Source organism: Gordonia tangerina (genome assembly GCF_021556435.1).
GTDB lineage: Bacteria > Actinomycetota > Actinomycetes > Mycobacteriales > Mycobacteriaceae > Gordonia > Gordonia tangerina.
Map to the genome: position 1 here is coordinate 321,866 of NZ_JAKGCU010000001.1, position 15,950 is coordinate 337,815.

Here is a 15,950-nt window from a genome sequence, read left to right on the forward strand (position 1 = left end):
CGAAGGGTCCCACGAGGGAAGACGTGGTCTCCTCACGTTGTCTCGATACGCCCCCTCGCCTAGCGGCTCGGGAACTACTCGACCACCGACGTGGGCCAACGACGGAGATCGGCGCCAAACGGTTGCCGGTCATACCGACACCTCGGGCTCGCCGGCCGGCCGCATCGCGCTGAGGTGTTGTGCGGCACGCAGCCCGGACACCGCCCCGTCCTCGTGGAATCCCCAGCCGTGATAGGCGCCGGCGAACGCGATGCGGTCGGTATTCGCATCCGGCAACAGAGACTGTGCGGCAACGGATTCGGTTGTGTACACGGGGTGTTCGTAGCTCATCTCGTCGATCACGGTGGACTCGTCGACGAGGTCGGTGCGGCCCATGGTGACCAGCATGCGGGGCTGCCGCGCGGACAGACGCATGAGACGGGTCAGGTCATAGGTGACGGCGACATCGGAACCGTCCGAGCGGATCTGGTAGTTCCACGATGCCCACGCACGGCGCGCCCGCGGTAGCAGGGAGGTGTCGCTGTGCAGGACCGCGCGCTTCATCGAATACCCGATGGCGCCGAGTGCACGTTGTTGCGCGGCGGTGGGTCGGGTCAGCATGCTCAGCGCCTGGTGCGGATGCGTGGCGACGACCGCCGCATCGAACCGCTCGGGGCCGGCATCGGTGCTGATCTGCACCGCATCGTCGATGGTCTCTACCGCACGCACCGGAGTGCTCCGGCGCACCATGCCGCCGGTCGCGTCGATCCGATCGGCGATCTTCGCCACGTAACTGGCCGAACCACCCACCACCGTGCGCCAGGTGGGTGAGCCGAACACCGAGAGCATCCCGTGGTGCTCGAGAAAGGTGAACAGGTAGCGGGCCGGGTACTCTGCGGCCAGGTCGGCGTCACACGACCACACGGCGGCCACCAACGGGACGAGGAAGTTGTCGACGAAGTAGCGGGAGAAGCGTTCGCGAGCCACGAACTCCGACAGCGGCTCGTCGGAATCCGGGGTGTCGAGAAGCCGTCGGGCACTGCGGTGGAAGCGGGTGACCTCGCCGAGCATCATCAGGTAGCGGCCGCGGGTGAGGTTGCGTGCGGTGGGGAACAGGCCACCCACGCCCAATGCCCCGGCGTACTCGAGTCCGGTGAGCGTCGAGGACACCGACATCGACATGTCGGTGTCCTGGGTCGCGACATCGAGATCGTCGAACACCCGCAGCAGGGTTGGATAGGTGCGGTCGTTGTGCACGATGAACCCGGTGTCGACCGGCACCACTTGCCCGTCGGGCATCGTCACGTCGTGTGTGTGCGCGTGACCACCCAGGCGGTCGTCGGCTTCGAAGAGGGTCACGGTGTGGTGGTCGGCCAACAGGTGCGCGGCGGTCAGTCCCGCCACACCGCTGCCGATCACGGCCACTGATCCGAACGACGTTCTGCTCATGCCCGGTGTTCGGTACCGGGACACGATCGGATGGGTGCGGTGGCGTGTGACCTGCCGCCGAGCCGTGCGGGGTGGTCATCGCCGTCAGATCAGTACGCCGGGCGCTGCCCGGGCGCTGCGCCGGTGACGACGTCGCTGTCGGTGGAGACGATCTTGGCGCCCAGCGGCAGCAGCGACACCGGCACCATCTTGAAGCTCGCGATACCCAGCGGGATACCGATGATCGTCAGGCACATCGCCAGGCCGGTCACGATATGGCCGATGGCCAGCCAGATGCCGGCCACGATCAGCCAGATGATGTTGCCGATCAGCGACATCGCGCCCGCGGTGGGTTTGCGGACCACGGTGCGGCCGAACGGCCACAGGGCGTAATTGGCCATCCGGAACGAGGCGATGCCGAACGGGATGGTGATGATCAGGATGCAACAGATGATCCCGGCCACCGCATACCCGATCGCCATCCACACGCCGCACAGCAGGAGCCAGATCACGTTGAGGATGGTCTTCATGACGTCATTGTCCGCCACCGGCCGACCCGGCGTCGAGGAGTCGGGCAACCGAGGCGGCCGCACAGAGATCTGTTCGCAGGCCCGTTACCCTGGCGCCATGGCCGACCGGGGGCGTGAAGCGGTGTGGGCGGTGCTGACCACCGTCGTGCTCGTTGTGCGCATGCTGGCCACAATCGCGCTGGTGTTGCTTGCGATCGGGTGGGCGGTGGCCGCCGTGCGCGACAGCATGAACAACCAGTTCCTTTGGCCGGCGGTCATCACCGGAACGGTGCTGCTGCTCAGCACCTACCTCTACAGCTTCCTGCGCGCCCGGTATCCGCGCCGCAATGGGTGGATTCCGTAGCGCGGGTCAGGCTTGTCGCCCCAACGTTGCCAGCAACCGTGTCTGCCGGTCGGCATCCGGCGCCACCTCGACGCCGGGCTTGCAGACGCCGTCGCCGTACAGAGCCGGGCCGAATCCGGCTGCGGCGGTCTCCATCAGGGTCATTTCGTCGTCGCTGAACCGCACGTCGAGGCCGGCGGCGCTGCCCACATCCCAGCGATGGGCCACCATGTCGAATCCGTAGAAACGCATCAGTGTTTCGCCGATGGTGGTGGGTCCGAAGTGGCCGTCGAAGGATCGGTCGCTGACGGCGGGGTCGGTGAGGGCCTCCGAAACCCGGTCGGCATGTGTTTGCCAGGCGGTCACCGGGTCGTCGAGATCCGGGCGCGCGCCGAGGTCGATCCCGTGGCCGTCGAAGAACTGGCGTTGGGTGTCGATGACATGGGCGACGACGTCGCGGGCGGTCCAGCCGTCGCACGGCGAGTCGGCGGACCATGCGTCGGCGGGCACCGAGGCCACGACGGCGGCGAAACCGTCGGCGAGTTGGCGGTAGCGGGCACCGAGGTCGGTGCCGGAATCCTGTGCAGTGTGCGATGAAGTGGTCATGATGGAACGGTAACCAGACCGACCGGGGCGAGAATTGATGAAATCCGACAGTTCGGGGCGGCCCGCAGGCACCCGTATCGACGATGTGGAACGTGCCCACCTCGTCGACCCCGGCGACACGTCGTTCGCGATCGGCCGCTGGGCGCCTGCACCCGATGTCGCCGACCTGATCAGGCGGTTCTGGGTGCCGATCTGGTCGGTCCCGCCGGGTGCGGAGGCTCCGCAGCGGGTGTTGCAATATCCGGTGTGTCTGGTGGTGGTGACCGCGGAATACTCGCGGTTCTACGGCGTCGTGACCGGGTTGTCGGAGACGGTGCTCACGGGTGAGGGCTGGGCGATCGGGACGATGCTGACCCCGGCTGCCGGGGGACTGATCACCGGCGGCGCGGTGTCGGACTGGACCGACCGATTCGGCGATCTGTCCGAACCCGCCGGCGCGGCCGGAGCGAGGCTCACCGCCGACGTGCGGGCGGTGATGGCGCCGGGCCCGCGTGACCCGGACCGTCAACACGAGGCGACCGACCTGGTGGAGGCGTGGATTCGTGGGTTCGCGCCGGTCGACGACGACGGGCTGCTGATCAATGCGATCGTCGAGTTTGTCGAGGGTGACTCGTCGGTGACGTCGGTGACCCAGATCTGCGACCGCTTCCACGTCACCGAACGCAGCCTGCAGCGACTGACCCGACGGCGACTCGGGCTGACCCCGAAGTGGCTGATCCAGCGGCGGCGGCTGCAGGAAGCGGCCGAGCGGCTGCGCGGCGCCGACACCACCCTCGCGGTGATCGCGGCCGAGCTGGGCTACGCCGACGAAGCGCACCTGGTGCGTGACTTCCGCACCGTCACCGGGATGACCCCGGGACAGTTTGCCGCACGATTCTCTTAGTGCGACGTGCGTCACGCTAGGCTTGCGGGACGGGGGTCGTGTTGCCCCCACCACTCCGGGCGGCACGATCGGAGCAGATGAGACCGATTACGGAGGGCTGATGAGCGATCCTGTCTCGGCGTCCTCCCGTGTCCGCAGGGCGTATGAGGACTTCCTGTCCGGCATCGCCCCCGCCGACGACTCGGTACGTTCGTTGGTGAGGGACTCCTGGGCGCGTTCGGTCAGTCGGGGCGTGAATCCCGGGGAGGCGGTCCCCGACGACGACACCGCGGCGATGAGTGCCGCAGAATTCGCCGAGTATCGCGCCGCGCACCCGATCACCGCGGTGCGTCCGCTGGTGCAGTCGCTGATGCTCGACGACATCGCCGACACCGGGGTGGTGGTGGCGCTGACCGACCAGGCCGGGCGACTGCTGTGGGTGGAGGGTGCCACCGACGCGCGCGACCGGGCTGCCGACATCAATTTCGTCGAGGGCTCGCTGTGGAGCGAGGAAGTGGTCGGCACCAACGCTCCGGGGTTGGCGCTGGCGGTGGACCGCGGGGTGCAGGTGGTGGGTCCAGAACACTTCGCCGGGCCCGTCCAGCAATGGAGTTGTGCCGCCGCGCCGGTGCACGATCCCATCACCGGCCACGTCATCGGTGTCATCGACGTGACCGGCGGACGTGAGGTGGCGGCACCGTTCGCGCTGGCCGCGGTACGTTCGGTGGTGGCCGCTGTGGAGCGCGAAATGCAATCCCGTGCAGTCGACCTCGCTGATCCGACCACGTTCTCGCCGGCGCAGGGCAGGGCTCGGCTGTCGGTGCTCGGCGCGGGCGGCTACATGTGGCGGGCGAGCGGGGGCGAGCGCAGCCTGTCGCGGCGTCACGCCGAGATCCTGCTGCTCCTGCAGGCTTACCCGGAAGGGCTCAACACCGAACAACTCGCGCTGCTGCTCGCCGAGGACGGGGTGGACCCGGTCACCGTGCGGGCCGAGATCTCCCGCCTGCGTAGGGATCTGGGTACCGACGTGGTGGCGTCGCGGCCCTACCGGCTGACCGTCGAACTGACCTCCGACGTCTCCGAGGTCCGTGACCGTATCGCGGCCGGTAGCGACCTCGGCGGGGTCATCGACCTGCTCGGTCGCGGCGGATTGCTCGCCGAATCGTCGGCGCCGGGTGTGGTGGAGCTCTTCGAGGAACTGCGTGAGGATCTGCGTTCCCGGCTCATCGCGCAGGGGGAGGTCACCACGTTGCGCAAGTGGACGTCGTCGACCCATGGTCGGGACGACCTGGTCGCATGGCGTCGACTCGAGCACCGGTTGCCGGCCGGGCACCCGGATCGGGCTGTGGTGGGTGGTCGAATTCGGCTGCTAGACAAGCGGTACGGCGTCTAGATTCCGCGGACGCTGTGCCCACTCGACGGGAAACGGCGCCCAGTCGACGGGAAATGGCGCCCACTCGACGAGAACTATTCGGCGCGTCGGGCGTGTAGCACCACATCGTGGGTGTGCGCTCCACCGCCGGCGGCCACGCCGCGTTCCCGCGTCTCGTCGGTAAGTATCGTCCAGCCGTCTGCGAGCAGGGCGGCGACGTCGGCGGGCTGGAAGTAGTCGTCGGGGTTGCGTCCGTGCGCACGTATGCCCTCGGCCTCATGGGAGACCATCAGCAGTCGACCACCGGGCCCGACCGCCTCGATGATCCTGCGGATCGAGGTCTCGTCGGTGCGGGCGAGCGGGAAATAGTGCAGCGACACCAGGCCGAAGTCGCGGCCGGGGATCTCGTCGACGGTGAGATCGGCGCGCAACCAGGTGATCGCCTCCCGGGTGTCGGTTTCACGGGCGCGGTCGATGGCCACCTGGGAGATGTCGACGGCGGTGACCTGCCAGCCGCGGTCGGCCAGCCAGCGTGCGTCGGCGCCCTCACCCGAGCCGACGTCGAGCGCGGTGCCCGGCGCAACGTCGGCAATCTCCGCGATCAGGGCGGGATTGACGTCGGCGGTCCACAGGCGGTCGGCGCTGCTGTACCGCTGGTCCCATTCCGCTGCGCCGTCCATATCGCCGTGTGTGTGCTCGTTCATACTCCGACCGTACTTGTCAGACCCTTATGCGAACATATGTTCTATGCGCATCGAGCGTAAGGACCGGTCGGAGGCCACGATCCTGCATGCCGATCTGGATTCCTTCTATGCCTCGGTTGAGCAGCGTGACGATCCCCGCCTGCGGGGACGTCCGGTGATCGTCGGCGGTGGGGTGGTGCTGGCGGCAAGCTACGAGGCGAAGGCGTACGGGGTGCGGACGCCGATGTCTGGTCGGGAGGCCCGGGCACTGTGTCCCGACGCGATCGAGGTGCGCCCGCGATTCGACGCATACTCCGAGGCCAGCCGCGCGGTGTTCGAGATCTTCGACGACATCACGCCCGTCGTCGAAGGTATCTCCGTCGACGAGGCATTCATGGACGTCGGCGGCCTGCACAGGATCAGCGGCACTCCGCTGAAGATCGCCGCTGACCTGCGCAAACGTGTCGCCACCGAGGTGGGGCTGCCGATCACCGTCGGTCTGGCCTGCACGAAGTTCCTGGCCAAGGTGGCCAGTGCGGTCGCCAAGCCCGACGGGTTGCTGGAGGTGGCGCCGGGCACCGAACTCGAGTTCCTGCATCCCCTGCCAGTGCGGCGGCTGTGGGGTGTCGGCGCCGTCACCGAGGGCAAACTCGCCGACGCAGGCATCCGTACGGTGGGCGATCTCGCCGCGTTCGGTGAGCACGGCCTGTGCGGTCTGCTCGGCCGGGGCGCAGGCCGGCATCTGTATGCCTTGTCGATGGCGCGCGACCCGCGGCGCGTGGAGACGGGTCGTCGGCGCCGGTCGATCGGTTCCCAGCGTGCGCTCGGGCGTCGACCGAAGAACGAGGCCGACATCGAGGCCACGCTCGTCGCGATCGTCGAACGTCTGGGCAAACGGCTGCGCGGCGCGGATCGGGTCTGCCGAACCGTGGTGCTGCGGCTGCGGTTCGACGATTTCGGTCGTGCCACACGATCGCGGTCGTTCCTGGAATGCACCGATCGCACCGACATCATCATGGCCGTCGCACGCGGTCTGCTCGACGACGCGAAGCCGCTGATCCGGGAGCGCGGGTGCACGCTGATCGGGTTGTCGCTGACCAACCTCGACGACCACGACAGCGTCCAGCTGAGTCTGCCATTCGAGTCCGACCATGCCGCCGACCTCGACATCGCGATGGACGCACTGCGCAACCGTTTCGGCAGGGATGCGGTGACCCGGGCCGTGCTCGTCGGCCGCCACCACGGCGACGACGCACCTATGTTGCCGGACTGAGGGTGTGGTGCGGGGTCTCGATACGCGGCCTCGCCCGGGGGCTCGGTCGCTACTCGACCAGCGGTTGGTTCGGCTGATCGAGGGTGTGGTGCGGGGGTCTCGATACGCGGCCTCGCCCAGGGGCTCGGTCGCTACTCGACCAGCGGTTGGTTCGGCTGATCGAGGGTGTGGTGCGGGGGTCTCGATACGCGGCCTCGCCCGGGGGCTCGGTCGCTACTCGACCAGCGGTTGGTTCGGCTGATCGAGTAGGTGACGAGCGCAGCGAGGAGCCGTATCGAGATCACCTCGCGTCCATGCACAAAACGCGCAAAAGACGAGTTATGCGCGCAAGCGTGACTGTGACCTGCATTACCCGCAGAGTGCTCTTGTAACGGCCGCGACCACGAGTCCGCACACCTCCGGCCGTCCCCCACGCAGAAAGAGCTTGGCAATGTTGGTAGCACTCGGCCTCGGTATGGTGGCCACCTTCATGTTCCTGATCATCACCAAGAGGGCGACCCCGGTGGTCGCGCTGATCCTGGTGCCGGTGGCGTTCGGTCTGTTCGCCGGCGCCGGCCTCGACATCAGCGACATGATCGTCGACGGCATCGAAGACCTTGCGCCCACCGCGGCGATGCTGTTCTTCGCGATCATCTTCTTCGGCATCATGATCGACGTCGGACTCTTCGACCCGATCATCCGATTCATCGTCCGCGCGGTACGCAACGATCCGGCGCGCCTGGTGGTGGGTACCGCGGTATTGGCGATGCTCATCTCCCTCGACGGCGACGGCTCCACCACCTTCATCGTCACCACCGCAGCACTGCTGCCGCTGTATCTGAAACTCGGTGTGAGTCCAGTGGTGCTGACGGTGGTCGCGGGCCTGGCCAACGGCACCATGAACATTCTCCCGTGGGGAGGACCGACGGCACGGGCGGCGAGCGCGCTGGGCATCGACACCAATTCGGTGTTCCTGCCGATGGTTCCGGCACTCGCCGCCGGACTGGTCGTGGTGTTGTTGTTCGCCTTCCATCTCGGTGTGCTGGAACGCCGTCGTATCGGGCAGATCGAGATCCGCGAGTCGGTGCTGGCACCGCGTGAGGAGGTGTTGGTGGCCGCCGGTGGCGGCTCGGGGGTCGATGTACCCCGCGGTGGCCGCGCCGGGCGAAGCGGTTCGGTCACAGGCGGTTCCGGCGACTCCGGTGACTCCGACGACTCCGAAGCCGTGACTCGCGACCTGCCCACCGCACCCGACGGCGCACCCGCCGACCCGGCGGCCTCCGCCTTCACCGGCATCCTCGATCCGAACCGGGACACGCTGCGCCCCAGACTCTTCTGGGTGAACGCCGGGCTCACCGTCGCACTGCTGGCGGTCCTCGGTCTGGACCTGGTGTCGATCCCGGTGTTGTTCATGATCGCCTCCGGTATCGCGCTGGCCGTCAACTTCCCCCATCTGAAGGATCAGCAGGCGGCCATCACCCGGCACTCGTCGAGCATCGTGTCGGTGGTGGCGATGGTGCTGGCCGCCGCGGTACTGACCGGCGTGTTCAGCGGAACCGGCATGGTCGAGGCCATCGCGCACTGGTTGGCCTCGGGTATCCCCGACTGGATGGGACCGCACATGGCCGTCGTCATCGGCGTGTTGTCGATCCCGTTGACCTTCCTGATGAGCAACGACGCCTTCTATTTCGGTGTGCTGCCGGTGCTGTCGGAGACCGCGACCCGCTACGGCATCGATCCCGCCGAGATGGCTCGTGCCTCGATCACCGGTCAGCCCTTCCACATGCAGAGTCCGCTCGTGCCGGCGATCCTGTTGCTGGTGGCCCTCGCCGGTGTCGGGCTGGCCGATCACCACAAGAAGGTGCTGTGGCGAGCCGCGGCGGTGTCGCTGGTGATGCTCGGCGTCGGCTGCCTGATCGGCGCGATCCCGTTCTGATCTGAGCCCACCTCACCGGCGAATAGGCTGGCCGCATGCGATTGCGAACGCAGGTACTGCTCCTGCAACTCGCCGTCATCGCGGTCAGCCTCGCCGTCGGTTTCGGGCTGGTGCTCTCCGGCGCCGACGACCGGGTCCGCGACGAGTACGCGCAACGAGCGCTCGCCATCGCCCAGTCGGTGGCCGCCGACTCGACCGTCATCGACGAGGTCGCCGTACGTCAGGGCGCCGTCCTCGACCCGGCACAGCTGGCGGCCGGTCCGCTGCAATCCGAGGCCAACGCGGTGCGGCAGCGCACCGGCGCGTTGTTCGTCGTCATCGGCAACGCCTCCGGCATCCGGCTGGCTCACCCCGACGACGACCAGCTCGCGCAACATGTCTCCACCGACCCGTCCAACGCCCTGGCCGGCAACGAGGAGGTGACCACGGACCGCGGGACCCTCGGTGGATCGGTGCGGGCCAAGGTGCCCATCGTCGACGACGGCCGAGTGGTCGGTTTTGTCAGCGTGGGCGTGTCCACCGAGCGGCTGGCCGCCGAGACCCGTCGCGACATCGCCGCCACCGCGATCATCGCGCTGGTCGCGCTCGGGGTGGGGGCGCTCGGATCGATCCTGCTCGCCCGGCGCTGGCGCCGGCTGACCCTCGGCTTGGAACCCGACGAGCTGACCGAGCTGGTGCGCGAGCAGGGCGCAGTGCTGCACTCCATCGCCGACGGCGTGCTCGCCGTCGACAGCAGCGGCGTCGTGCGCGTCGCCAACGACACCGCGCGACGACTGCTCGATCTGCCCGACCCGGTCGGAACCGATGTCGACGAGCTCTCGCTGAGTCCCCGGGTGCGGGGCGTGCTGGACCGGCCGACACCCGACCCGGTCGCCGCGACCATCGGGGACCGGGTGGTGCTGGTCAGCTCGCACACCGTCGAAGCCGACGGCCGCGACCTGGGAATGGTGCTGTCGGTGGTTGACCGCACCGACGTGGAGCACCTGACCCGCGAGGTGGATTCGATTCGTGCGATGAGCACGGTGTTGCGGGCGCATCGACACGAGACGGCGAATCGGATGCACGTCCTCGCCGGCTTGCTCCGGCACGGACACACGGCCGAAGCCATCGACTACCTCGAGGAGGTCAACGGCGTCGGCGGCCGAGGCGCGCGCCTGGCGGGCCTCGACAATGTGGGCGAGCCGCACCTCGAAGCATTCCTGGACGCCAAGGCCGCCCACGCGCGCGAACGGGCGACCACGCTCACCCTCGGTGACCAGACCTGGGTGCAGGGCAGCTTGCGCGATCCGGTTGTGGTGACCACCGTGTTGGGTAACCTCGTCGACAACGCGATCGATGCCTCCGCGCGCCCCGAGGCCGCCGGGCCGGCAGGCGATGCTCACGGCGCCGTCGAGGTGGAGGTGATCACCGACGGACACGACCTGATCATCAGTGTCGCCGATTCCGGTCCGGGTATTTCGTTCGACGACCCGGCCGAGATATTCGCCGAGGGCGTGACCACCAAGGCGGACGCGGCGGTACCCGGTGGGCGCGGCATGGGTCTCGCGCTGTCACGGCAGATCGCCCGACGCATCGGCGGCGACATCTGGGTCGCGGACCCCGGCGGCGACGATGGCGGCGCGGTGCTCGTCGCCCGCCTGCCCGCGGTGTTGGAGACCGCGCAGACGGCCGACCAGGACGGAGAGGGAGACCGATGACCGACGAGTTGGGTGTGCTCATCGTCGACGACGATTTCCGGGTCGCCGCGCTGCACGCGAGCATCGTCGAGGCGGTGCGCGGGTTCCGGGTGATCGACCGTGCGGGCAGCGTCGCCGCGGCGCGCTCCGCGTTGGCCAATCACGGCAGCGCCATCGACCTCGTGCTACTCGACGTCTACCTGCCGGACGGCTCCGGAATCGACCTCGTGGGCGAGTTGCCGTGCGACACCTTCATCGTTGGAGCCGAGACCGACGCGGGCGCGGTGCGGGCGGCGATGCGGGCCGGGGCACTGGCCTACCTGATCAAGCCGTTCGATGACACCGAACTCGCTCGTCGCCTCGCCGGATACGTCCAGTACCGGCGGGTGCTGGCCGCCGAGGTCGTCGATCAACACGCGGTCGACACCGCGTTGTCGGCGTTGCGCTTCGGCACCCGGGCCGCCGAACGCGCCGATGCCGCGTCCCCCACCGAGCATCGCATCCTGGAGTTGTTCGCCGATGCCGACGGCCCACTGTTCGCCGATCAGGTGTCCTCGGCGGTCGGGGTGTCACCGGCCACGGCGCGTCGACATCTCGCTCACCTCGTCACTGCCGGGCGGCTGAACATGGCGTTGCAGTACGGCAGCACCGGTCGGCCGCGCCAGGAATACCGGCTACCCGGGTAGCGGTGTGCGATCGGCCGTGCGCGGGGAGTCCGTCTGGCACGATGGAGACGGCAAGGGGAACGAGGCCACATCCGGTAGCACCGAAGGGGTCCTGATGACCGCTGCCCGCACCGCCGACCACACCGACGACGACGCCGACCTGTCCGCCGATCTGCGGTGGTGGGACGCGGCCAACTACCTCACCGCTGCGCAGATCTATTTGCAGGACAACGTGTTACTGCGCGAACCGCTGACCGTCGAGCACATCAAACCGCGACTGCTCGGGCACTGGGGTACCAGTCCGGGGTTGTCCGCGATCTACGTCGTGCTCAATCGGGTGATCCGCGAGACCGACACGGACTGGCTCTACATCACCGGACCGGGCCACGGCGGTCCGGCGCTGGTGGCCAACACCTACCTCGAGGGCACCTACACCGACATCTATCCGCACGTCACTCTCGACGAACGTGGCGTGCGCCGCCTGTGCCGCCAGTTCTCCACGCCCGGAGGCATTCCCAGCCATGTGAGCGTGCCGACACCCGGCAGTATCCATGAGGGTGGTGAACTCGGCTACGCCCTGGTGCACGCGGCCGGCGCCGCCTTCGACCATCCGGACCTGGTGGTGGCATGTGTCATCGGCGACGGCGAGGCCGAGACCGGTCCACTCGCGGGGTCATGGAAGCTCCCGGCCTTCCTCAACGCCGAACGCGACGGTGCGGTCCTGCCCATCCTGCATCTCAACGGCGCAAAGATCGCCGCCCCCACCGTGTTCGGCCGAAGCGACGACGCCGACATCGCCGACTTCCTCGGCGGCCAGGGCTGGGCGCCGGTATTCGTCGAGGGCGACGACCCACGCGCGGTGTTCGGCGACTTGAAAGCCGCCATAGATCACTCCCACCGTCTGATTCGCGAGATCCAGGTAGCCGCGCGGGACGACGGTCGCGCTGACGACATCCGATGGCCGGCCATCGTGTTGCGCACCCCCAAGGGGTGGACAGGACCGTCCGAAGTAGACGGACGTCGCATCGAGGGCACCCATTGGGCGCATCAGGTACCGCTGTCCGGGGTGCGCGACAACCCCGAACACCTGCGCCAACTGGAGAGCTGGCTGCGGTCTTATCGGCCCGAGGATCTCTTTGACGACACCGGTGCGGTGGTCGAGGACATCCGAGTTCTCGCGCCCGCCGGTGATCGTCGGCTCGGCGCGACGCCATACGCCAACGGCGGCCGCCTGCTGACCCCGCTGAAACTGCCGCCCATTGCGCGCTATGCCGTCGACGTCGACAAACCCGGTGCCACCATCCATCCCACCACCACCGTCCTCGGCGAATACATGCGCGACATCTACACGGAGAACACCACCCCGGACGGCGGCGGCACCTTCCGGCTGTTCTGCCCGGACGAGACCGCCAGCAACAAACTCGACGCCGTGTTCGACGTGACCGACCGCTGCTGGCAGCTGCCCACCACCGAGTTCGACGACGACCTCTCGTCGTCGGGGCGGGTGATGGAGGTGCTCAGCGAGCATCTGTGCCAGGGCTGGCTGGAGGGCTATCTGCTCACCGGCCGGCATGGGCTGTTCGCCACCTACGAGGCGTTCGCGATGATCAGTGCGTCGATGGTCATCCAGCACACCAAGTGGCTACAGCACGCGTCGCACCTGAGCTGGCGTGAACCGGTGGCGTCGCTGAACATCCTGTTGACGTCGACATGCTGGCGCAACGACCACAACGGGTTCTCCCATCAGGGGCCCGGCCTGATCGACGCGGTGATGCCACTGGCACCCGACGTGGTGCGGATCTGGTTGCCGCCGGACTCCAACTCGTTGCTGTCGATCGCCGAGCACTGTTTCCGAAGCCGCGACCACGTGAACCTGGTGGTTGTCGACAAACAGCCCCACCTGCAGTACCTGTCGATCGAGGAGGCCGGGGAGCAGGCGGCGGCCGGTGCGTCGATCTGGGACTGGGCCGGAACCGAAGGGGACAGCGGCGATGACCCCGACATCGTGCTCGCCGGCGCCGGTGACGTGCCCACCCAGGAGATCCTCGCGGCGGCGCAACTGCTGCGGGAATGGGTGCCCTACCTGCGGGTACGGGTCGTCAACGTGATGGATCTGATGGCCCTGCTGCCGCAGGCCGACCATCCGCACGGGATGACCGACGACGACTTCGCCGACCTGTTCACCGAGGACGGACACGTGGTGGTCGCCTTCCACGGTTACGCCCGCGCAGTGCATCAGCTGTTGCACGGCCGGCCCGACGCCGATCGATTCCACGTGCGTGGGTTCGCTGAGCAGGGCACCACCACCACACCGTTCGACATGGTGGTGCTCAACAAGATGAGCCGCTACCACCTCGTGCTCGAGGCGCTGCGCCGGGCGCGGCGCGTGCCCGAACGCAGCGAGGAGCTCGCCGAGCACTGCCGTGGCCAACTGGCGCGCCACCACGAATACGTCCGCGAGCACTTCGAGGACCTCCCGGAGATCCGGGACTGGACCTGGGCCTGAGCTCCCGTCGGGAATGCGCGACGTCCCGACGTTGTCGATGATGATCGGGTGTGACGCCGACTCGGCCGTCATCGGTGTGAAGGGAGTGGCGCGGTGGTGGTGGTGCGAACGCGGCGGTTGAGCGACTGGTTGCGGACCGAGACCGGCAGCGCCGCGCTGCTCGTCGCAGTCACGATCGCGGCGCTGATCTGGGCAAACCTGCCGTCGGACAGTTACGCCGAGCTGTGGCACACCGAGGTGGGCCTGAGCTTCGGGGCCCACGGCGTCGACATGTCATTGCAGCACTGGATCAACGACGGCCTGATGGTGCTGTTCTTCTTCGTCATCGGGCTCGAGGTGCGCCAGGAGTTCTCCGTCGGATCGTTGCGCGACCGCCGCCGGGCGATGGTGCCGTTGGTCGCCGGGGTGTCCGGTGTGGTGGTGCCGGCCGTGATCTACCTGCTGATCGCCGGACGCGATGCCGCCGACGGCTGGGGCGTGGTGGTCGGCACCGACACGGCGTTCCTGTTGGGTGCGCTGGCCATCCTGGGTCCGCGGCTGTCGAATCAGCTGCGAGTGTTTCTGCTGACGTTGACCGTCGTGGACGATTTCCTCGCGGTGTCGATCATCGGCGTGGTGTATTCCGACGACCTCGATGTGGTCGCGTTGTTGATCGCCGTCGCCGGTCTGGTCGGGTTGTGGTTGCTGTCGCGCACCACGGTCTGGCGTAGCGCGCCGTACGTGACGCTGGTGGTGGTGGTGTGGGCGGCAACGCTGGCCTCAGGTGTGCATCCGTCGCTGGCCGGGATGGCGGCCGGTCTGCTGGTGCCGGCGGCTGCGACGGAACGCGACCACGTCGAATCGGCGAAGGCGCTGTTCCGCGACTACTGGCAGTCACCAGAGGCCGGGGTGGCGCGTACCGCGCGCAGTGGGTTGGCCCGGTCGATCTCGGTCAACCAGCGACTGCACGACGTGCTGCGTGCCCCGGTCTCGTTGTTCGTGGTGCCGGTGTTCGCGCTGGCCAACGCGGGCATCGCGCTCGGCGGGGGAGTGCTCACCGACGCGCTGGCCTCGACCATCACCTGGGGCGTCGTCGCGGGATTGGTGCTCGGCAAGTTCCTCGGCATCTCGCTGGGCGCGTGGCTGGCGGTGCGCGCCGGACTCGGCCGGCTGCCCGAAGGCGTCGGGCGGGGCAGTCTGTTGGGCGGCTCGGCGCTGGCCGGGATCGGATTCACCGTGTCCCTGCTGATCGTCGGGCTGGCGTTCACCGACACCACGCAGGCGGCGGAGGCCACCGTGGGTGTGCTGATCGCGATGGTTTGTGCGGCCGCGCTGGGCTGGCTGATCTTCACCCGGGCCCGCGTCAAATGGGGTGAGACGACCGCCGATCTGCCCATCACCCTCGAGCCGCCGGTGGATCCCGAGGTCGACCATGTCCGCGGACCGGTCGACGCCCCGCTCACCGTGGTCGAGTTCATGGATTTCGAATGCCCGTTCTGCGCGAAGACCACCGGCATGTGGAACGACGTACACGCGCACTTCGGCGACGAGGTCCGTTACATCGTGCGGCACCTGCCGATCTACGAGTATCACCCACACGCCTACCTCGCGGCACTCGCCGCAGAGGCCGCCGGCGAGCAGGGCAGGTTCTGGGAGATGCACGATCTGCTGTTCGCGAACCAAGCCGAACTGTCTTCCGAGCATCTGGTTGGCTATGCCGAGCAGCTCGACTTGGATGTGAGCCGGTTTGTGCTCGACCTCGAGAGCTCCGAACTCGCCGGGCGGATCAGCGACGATGAGCGCAGCGCAGAGGCGAGCGGTGCCCGTGGGACCCCGACCTTCTTCCTCAACGGACGGCGCCACCGCGGCCCGCACGACGCCCGCACCGTGATCGCGGCGTTGGAGGAGAATCACGACGCACAGTCGGCGGCGCGGCGTCGGTCGTAGTCGGTGCCCCTCCTGCCTGCCCACAGGGGGTATCAGGGTCCGGGCTGGACGCCACGACCCGATCCACCGTGTCCGGCGGGATCACCGCTGAGCCTGCCCGGATGGATTATGCAGCCGAGGTCCCTGAGCGGTGATGCTCGCGGACACGCGGGCGGGTGTGCCGCGTCCGGACCGGGTTCGGGCTCGATGGCATACGACCCAGCTCAC

Annotated in this window: 13 protein-coding genes; 9 read left to right on the forward strand and 4 right to left on the reverse strand. The window is 68.2% G+C overall.

Annotated elements, in window-relative coordinates; translation table 11 throughout:
- Positions 1-129 precede the first annotated feature (129 nt).
- Together L1892_RS01455 and L1892_RS01460 are read right to left on the reverse strand one after the other, a co-directional pair.
- Entirely contained in the window at positions 130-1,428 is a 1,299-nt protein-coding gene (locus L1892_RS01455; RefSeq protein WP_235721666.1) for an NAD(P)/FAD-dependent oxidoreductase, read from the reverse strand.
- 89 nt (positions 1,429-1,517) lie between these two features.
- Positions 1,518-1,937, reverse strand: a complete 420-nt coding sequence (locus L1892_RS01460; RefSeq protein ID WP_235721667.1) for a YccF domain-containing protein — start codon at positions 1,935-1,937, stop codon at positions 1,518-1,520.
- A 97-nt stretch (positions 1,938-2,034) separates the two neighbouring features.
- Here L1892_RS01460 and L1892_RS01465 point away from each other — a divergent pair, with 97 nt between their 5' ends.
- Positions 2,035-2,280 (forward strand): hypothetical protein, encoded by a 246-nt coding sequence (locus L1892_RS01465; protein ID WP_235721993.1) that lies wholly within the window; start codon positions 2,035-2,037, stop codon positions 2,278-2,280.
- Positions 2,281-2,286: 6 nt separating this feature from the next.
- Here L1892_RS01465 and L1892_RS01470 read toward each other — a convergent pair whose 3' ends face one another.
- On the reverse strand, positions 2,287-2,865 hold the full coding sequence (locus L1892_RS01470) for a TIGR03086 family metal-binding protein (RefSeq protein ID WP_235721668.1): 579 nt from the start codon (positions 2,863-2,865) through the stop codon (positions 2,287-2,289).
- Between the two features lie 37 nt (positions 2,866-2,902).
- On the opposite strand from L1892_RS01470, the gene L1892_RS01475 reads away from it, so the two are divergent.
- Together L1892_RS01475 and L1892_RS01480 are read left to right on the forward strand one after the other, a co-directional pair.
- Complete coding sequence (locus L1892_RS01475) at positions 2,903-3,748, forward strand: helix-turn-helix domain-containing protein (protein WP_235721669.1); 846 nt, start codon at positions 2,903-2,905, stop codon at positions 3,746-3,748.
- A 100-nt stretch (positions 3,749-3,848) separates the two neighbouring features.
- Entirely contained in the window at positions 3,849-5,120 is a 1,272-nt protein-coding gene (locus L1892_RS01480; protein WP_235721670.1) for a GAF domain-containing protein, read from the forward strand.
- A 74-nt stretch (positions 5,121-5,194) separates the two neighbouring features.
- On the opposite strand, the gene L1892_RS01485 is transcribed toward L1892_RS01480, so the two are convergent.
- A complete protein-coding gene (locus L1892_RS01485; RefSeq protein ID WP_235721671.1) occupies positions 5,195-5,803 on the reverse strand; it encodes a class I SAM-dependent methyltransferase in 609 nt (202 codons plus the stop codon).
- Between the two features lie 43 nt (positions 5,804-5,846).
- Here L1892_RS01485 and dinB point away from each other — a divergent pair, with 43 nt between their 5' ends.
- The 6 genes from dinB to nhaA all read left to right on the forward strand — a co-directional run bounded on the left by dinB (position 5,847) and on the right by nhaA (position 15,743).
- Positions 5,847-7,055, forward strand: a complete 1,209-nt coding sequence (gene dinB / locus L1892_RS01490) for a DNA polymerase IV (protein WP_235721672.1) — start codon at positions 5,847-5,849, stop codon at positions 7,053-7,055.
- Positions 7,056-7,485: 430 nt separating this feature from the next.
- Positions 7,486-8,970, forward strand: coding sequence for a CitMHS family transporter (locus tag L1892_RS01495; RefSeq protein ID WP_235721673.1), 1,485 nt, complete (start codon positions 7,486-7,488; stop codon positions 8,968-8,970).
- A gap of 35 nt (positions 8,971-9,005) precedes the next feature.
- Entirely contained in the window at positions 9,006-10,667 is a 1,662-nt protein-coding gene (locus L1892_RS01500) for an ATP-binding protein (RefSeq protein WP_235721674.1), read from the forward strand.
- A complete protein-coding gene (locus L1892_RS01505; protein WP_235721675.1) occupies positions 10,664-11,332 on the forward strand; it encodes a response regulator in 669 nt (222 codons plus the stop codon). Before L1892_RS01500 ends, L1892_RS01505 begins: the two co-directional genes overlap by 4 nt.
- A gap of 94 nt (positions 11,333-11,426) precedes the next feature.
- Positions 11,427-13,817, forward strand: a complete 2,391-nt coding sequence (locus L1892_RS01510; RefSeq protein ID WP_235721676.1) for a phosphoketolase family protein — start codon at positions 11,427-11,429, stop codon at positions 13,815-13,817.
- Between the two features lie 93 nt (positions 13,818-13,910).
- Positions 13,911-15,743: a Na+/H+ antiporter NhaA gene (nhaA, locus tag L1892_RS01515; protein ID WP_235721677.1), complete on the forward strand. Its 1,833-nt coding sequence runs from the start codon at positions 13,911-13,913 to the stop codon at positions 15,741-15,743.
- Positions 15,744-15,950 lie beyond the last annotated feature (207 nt).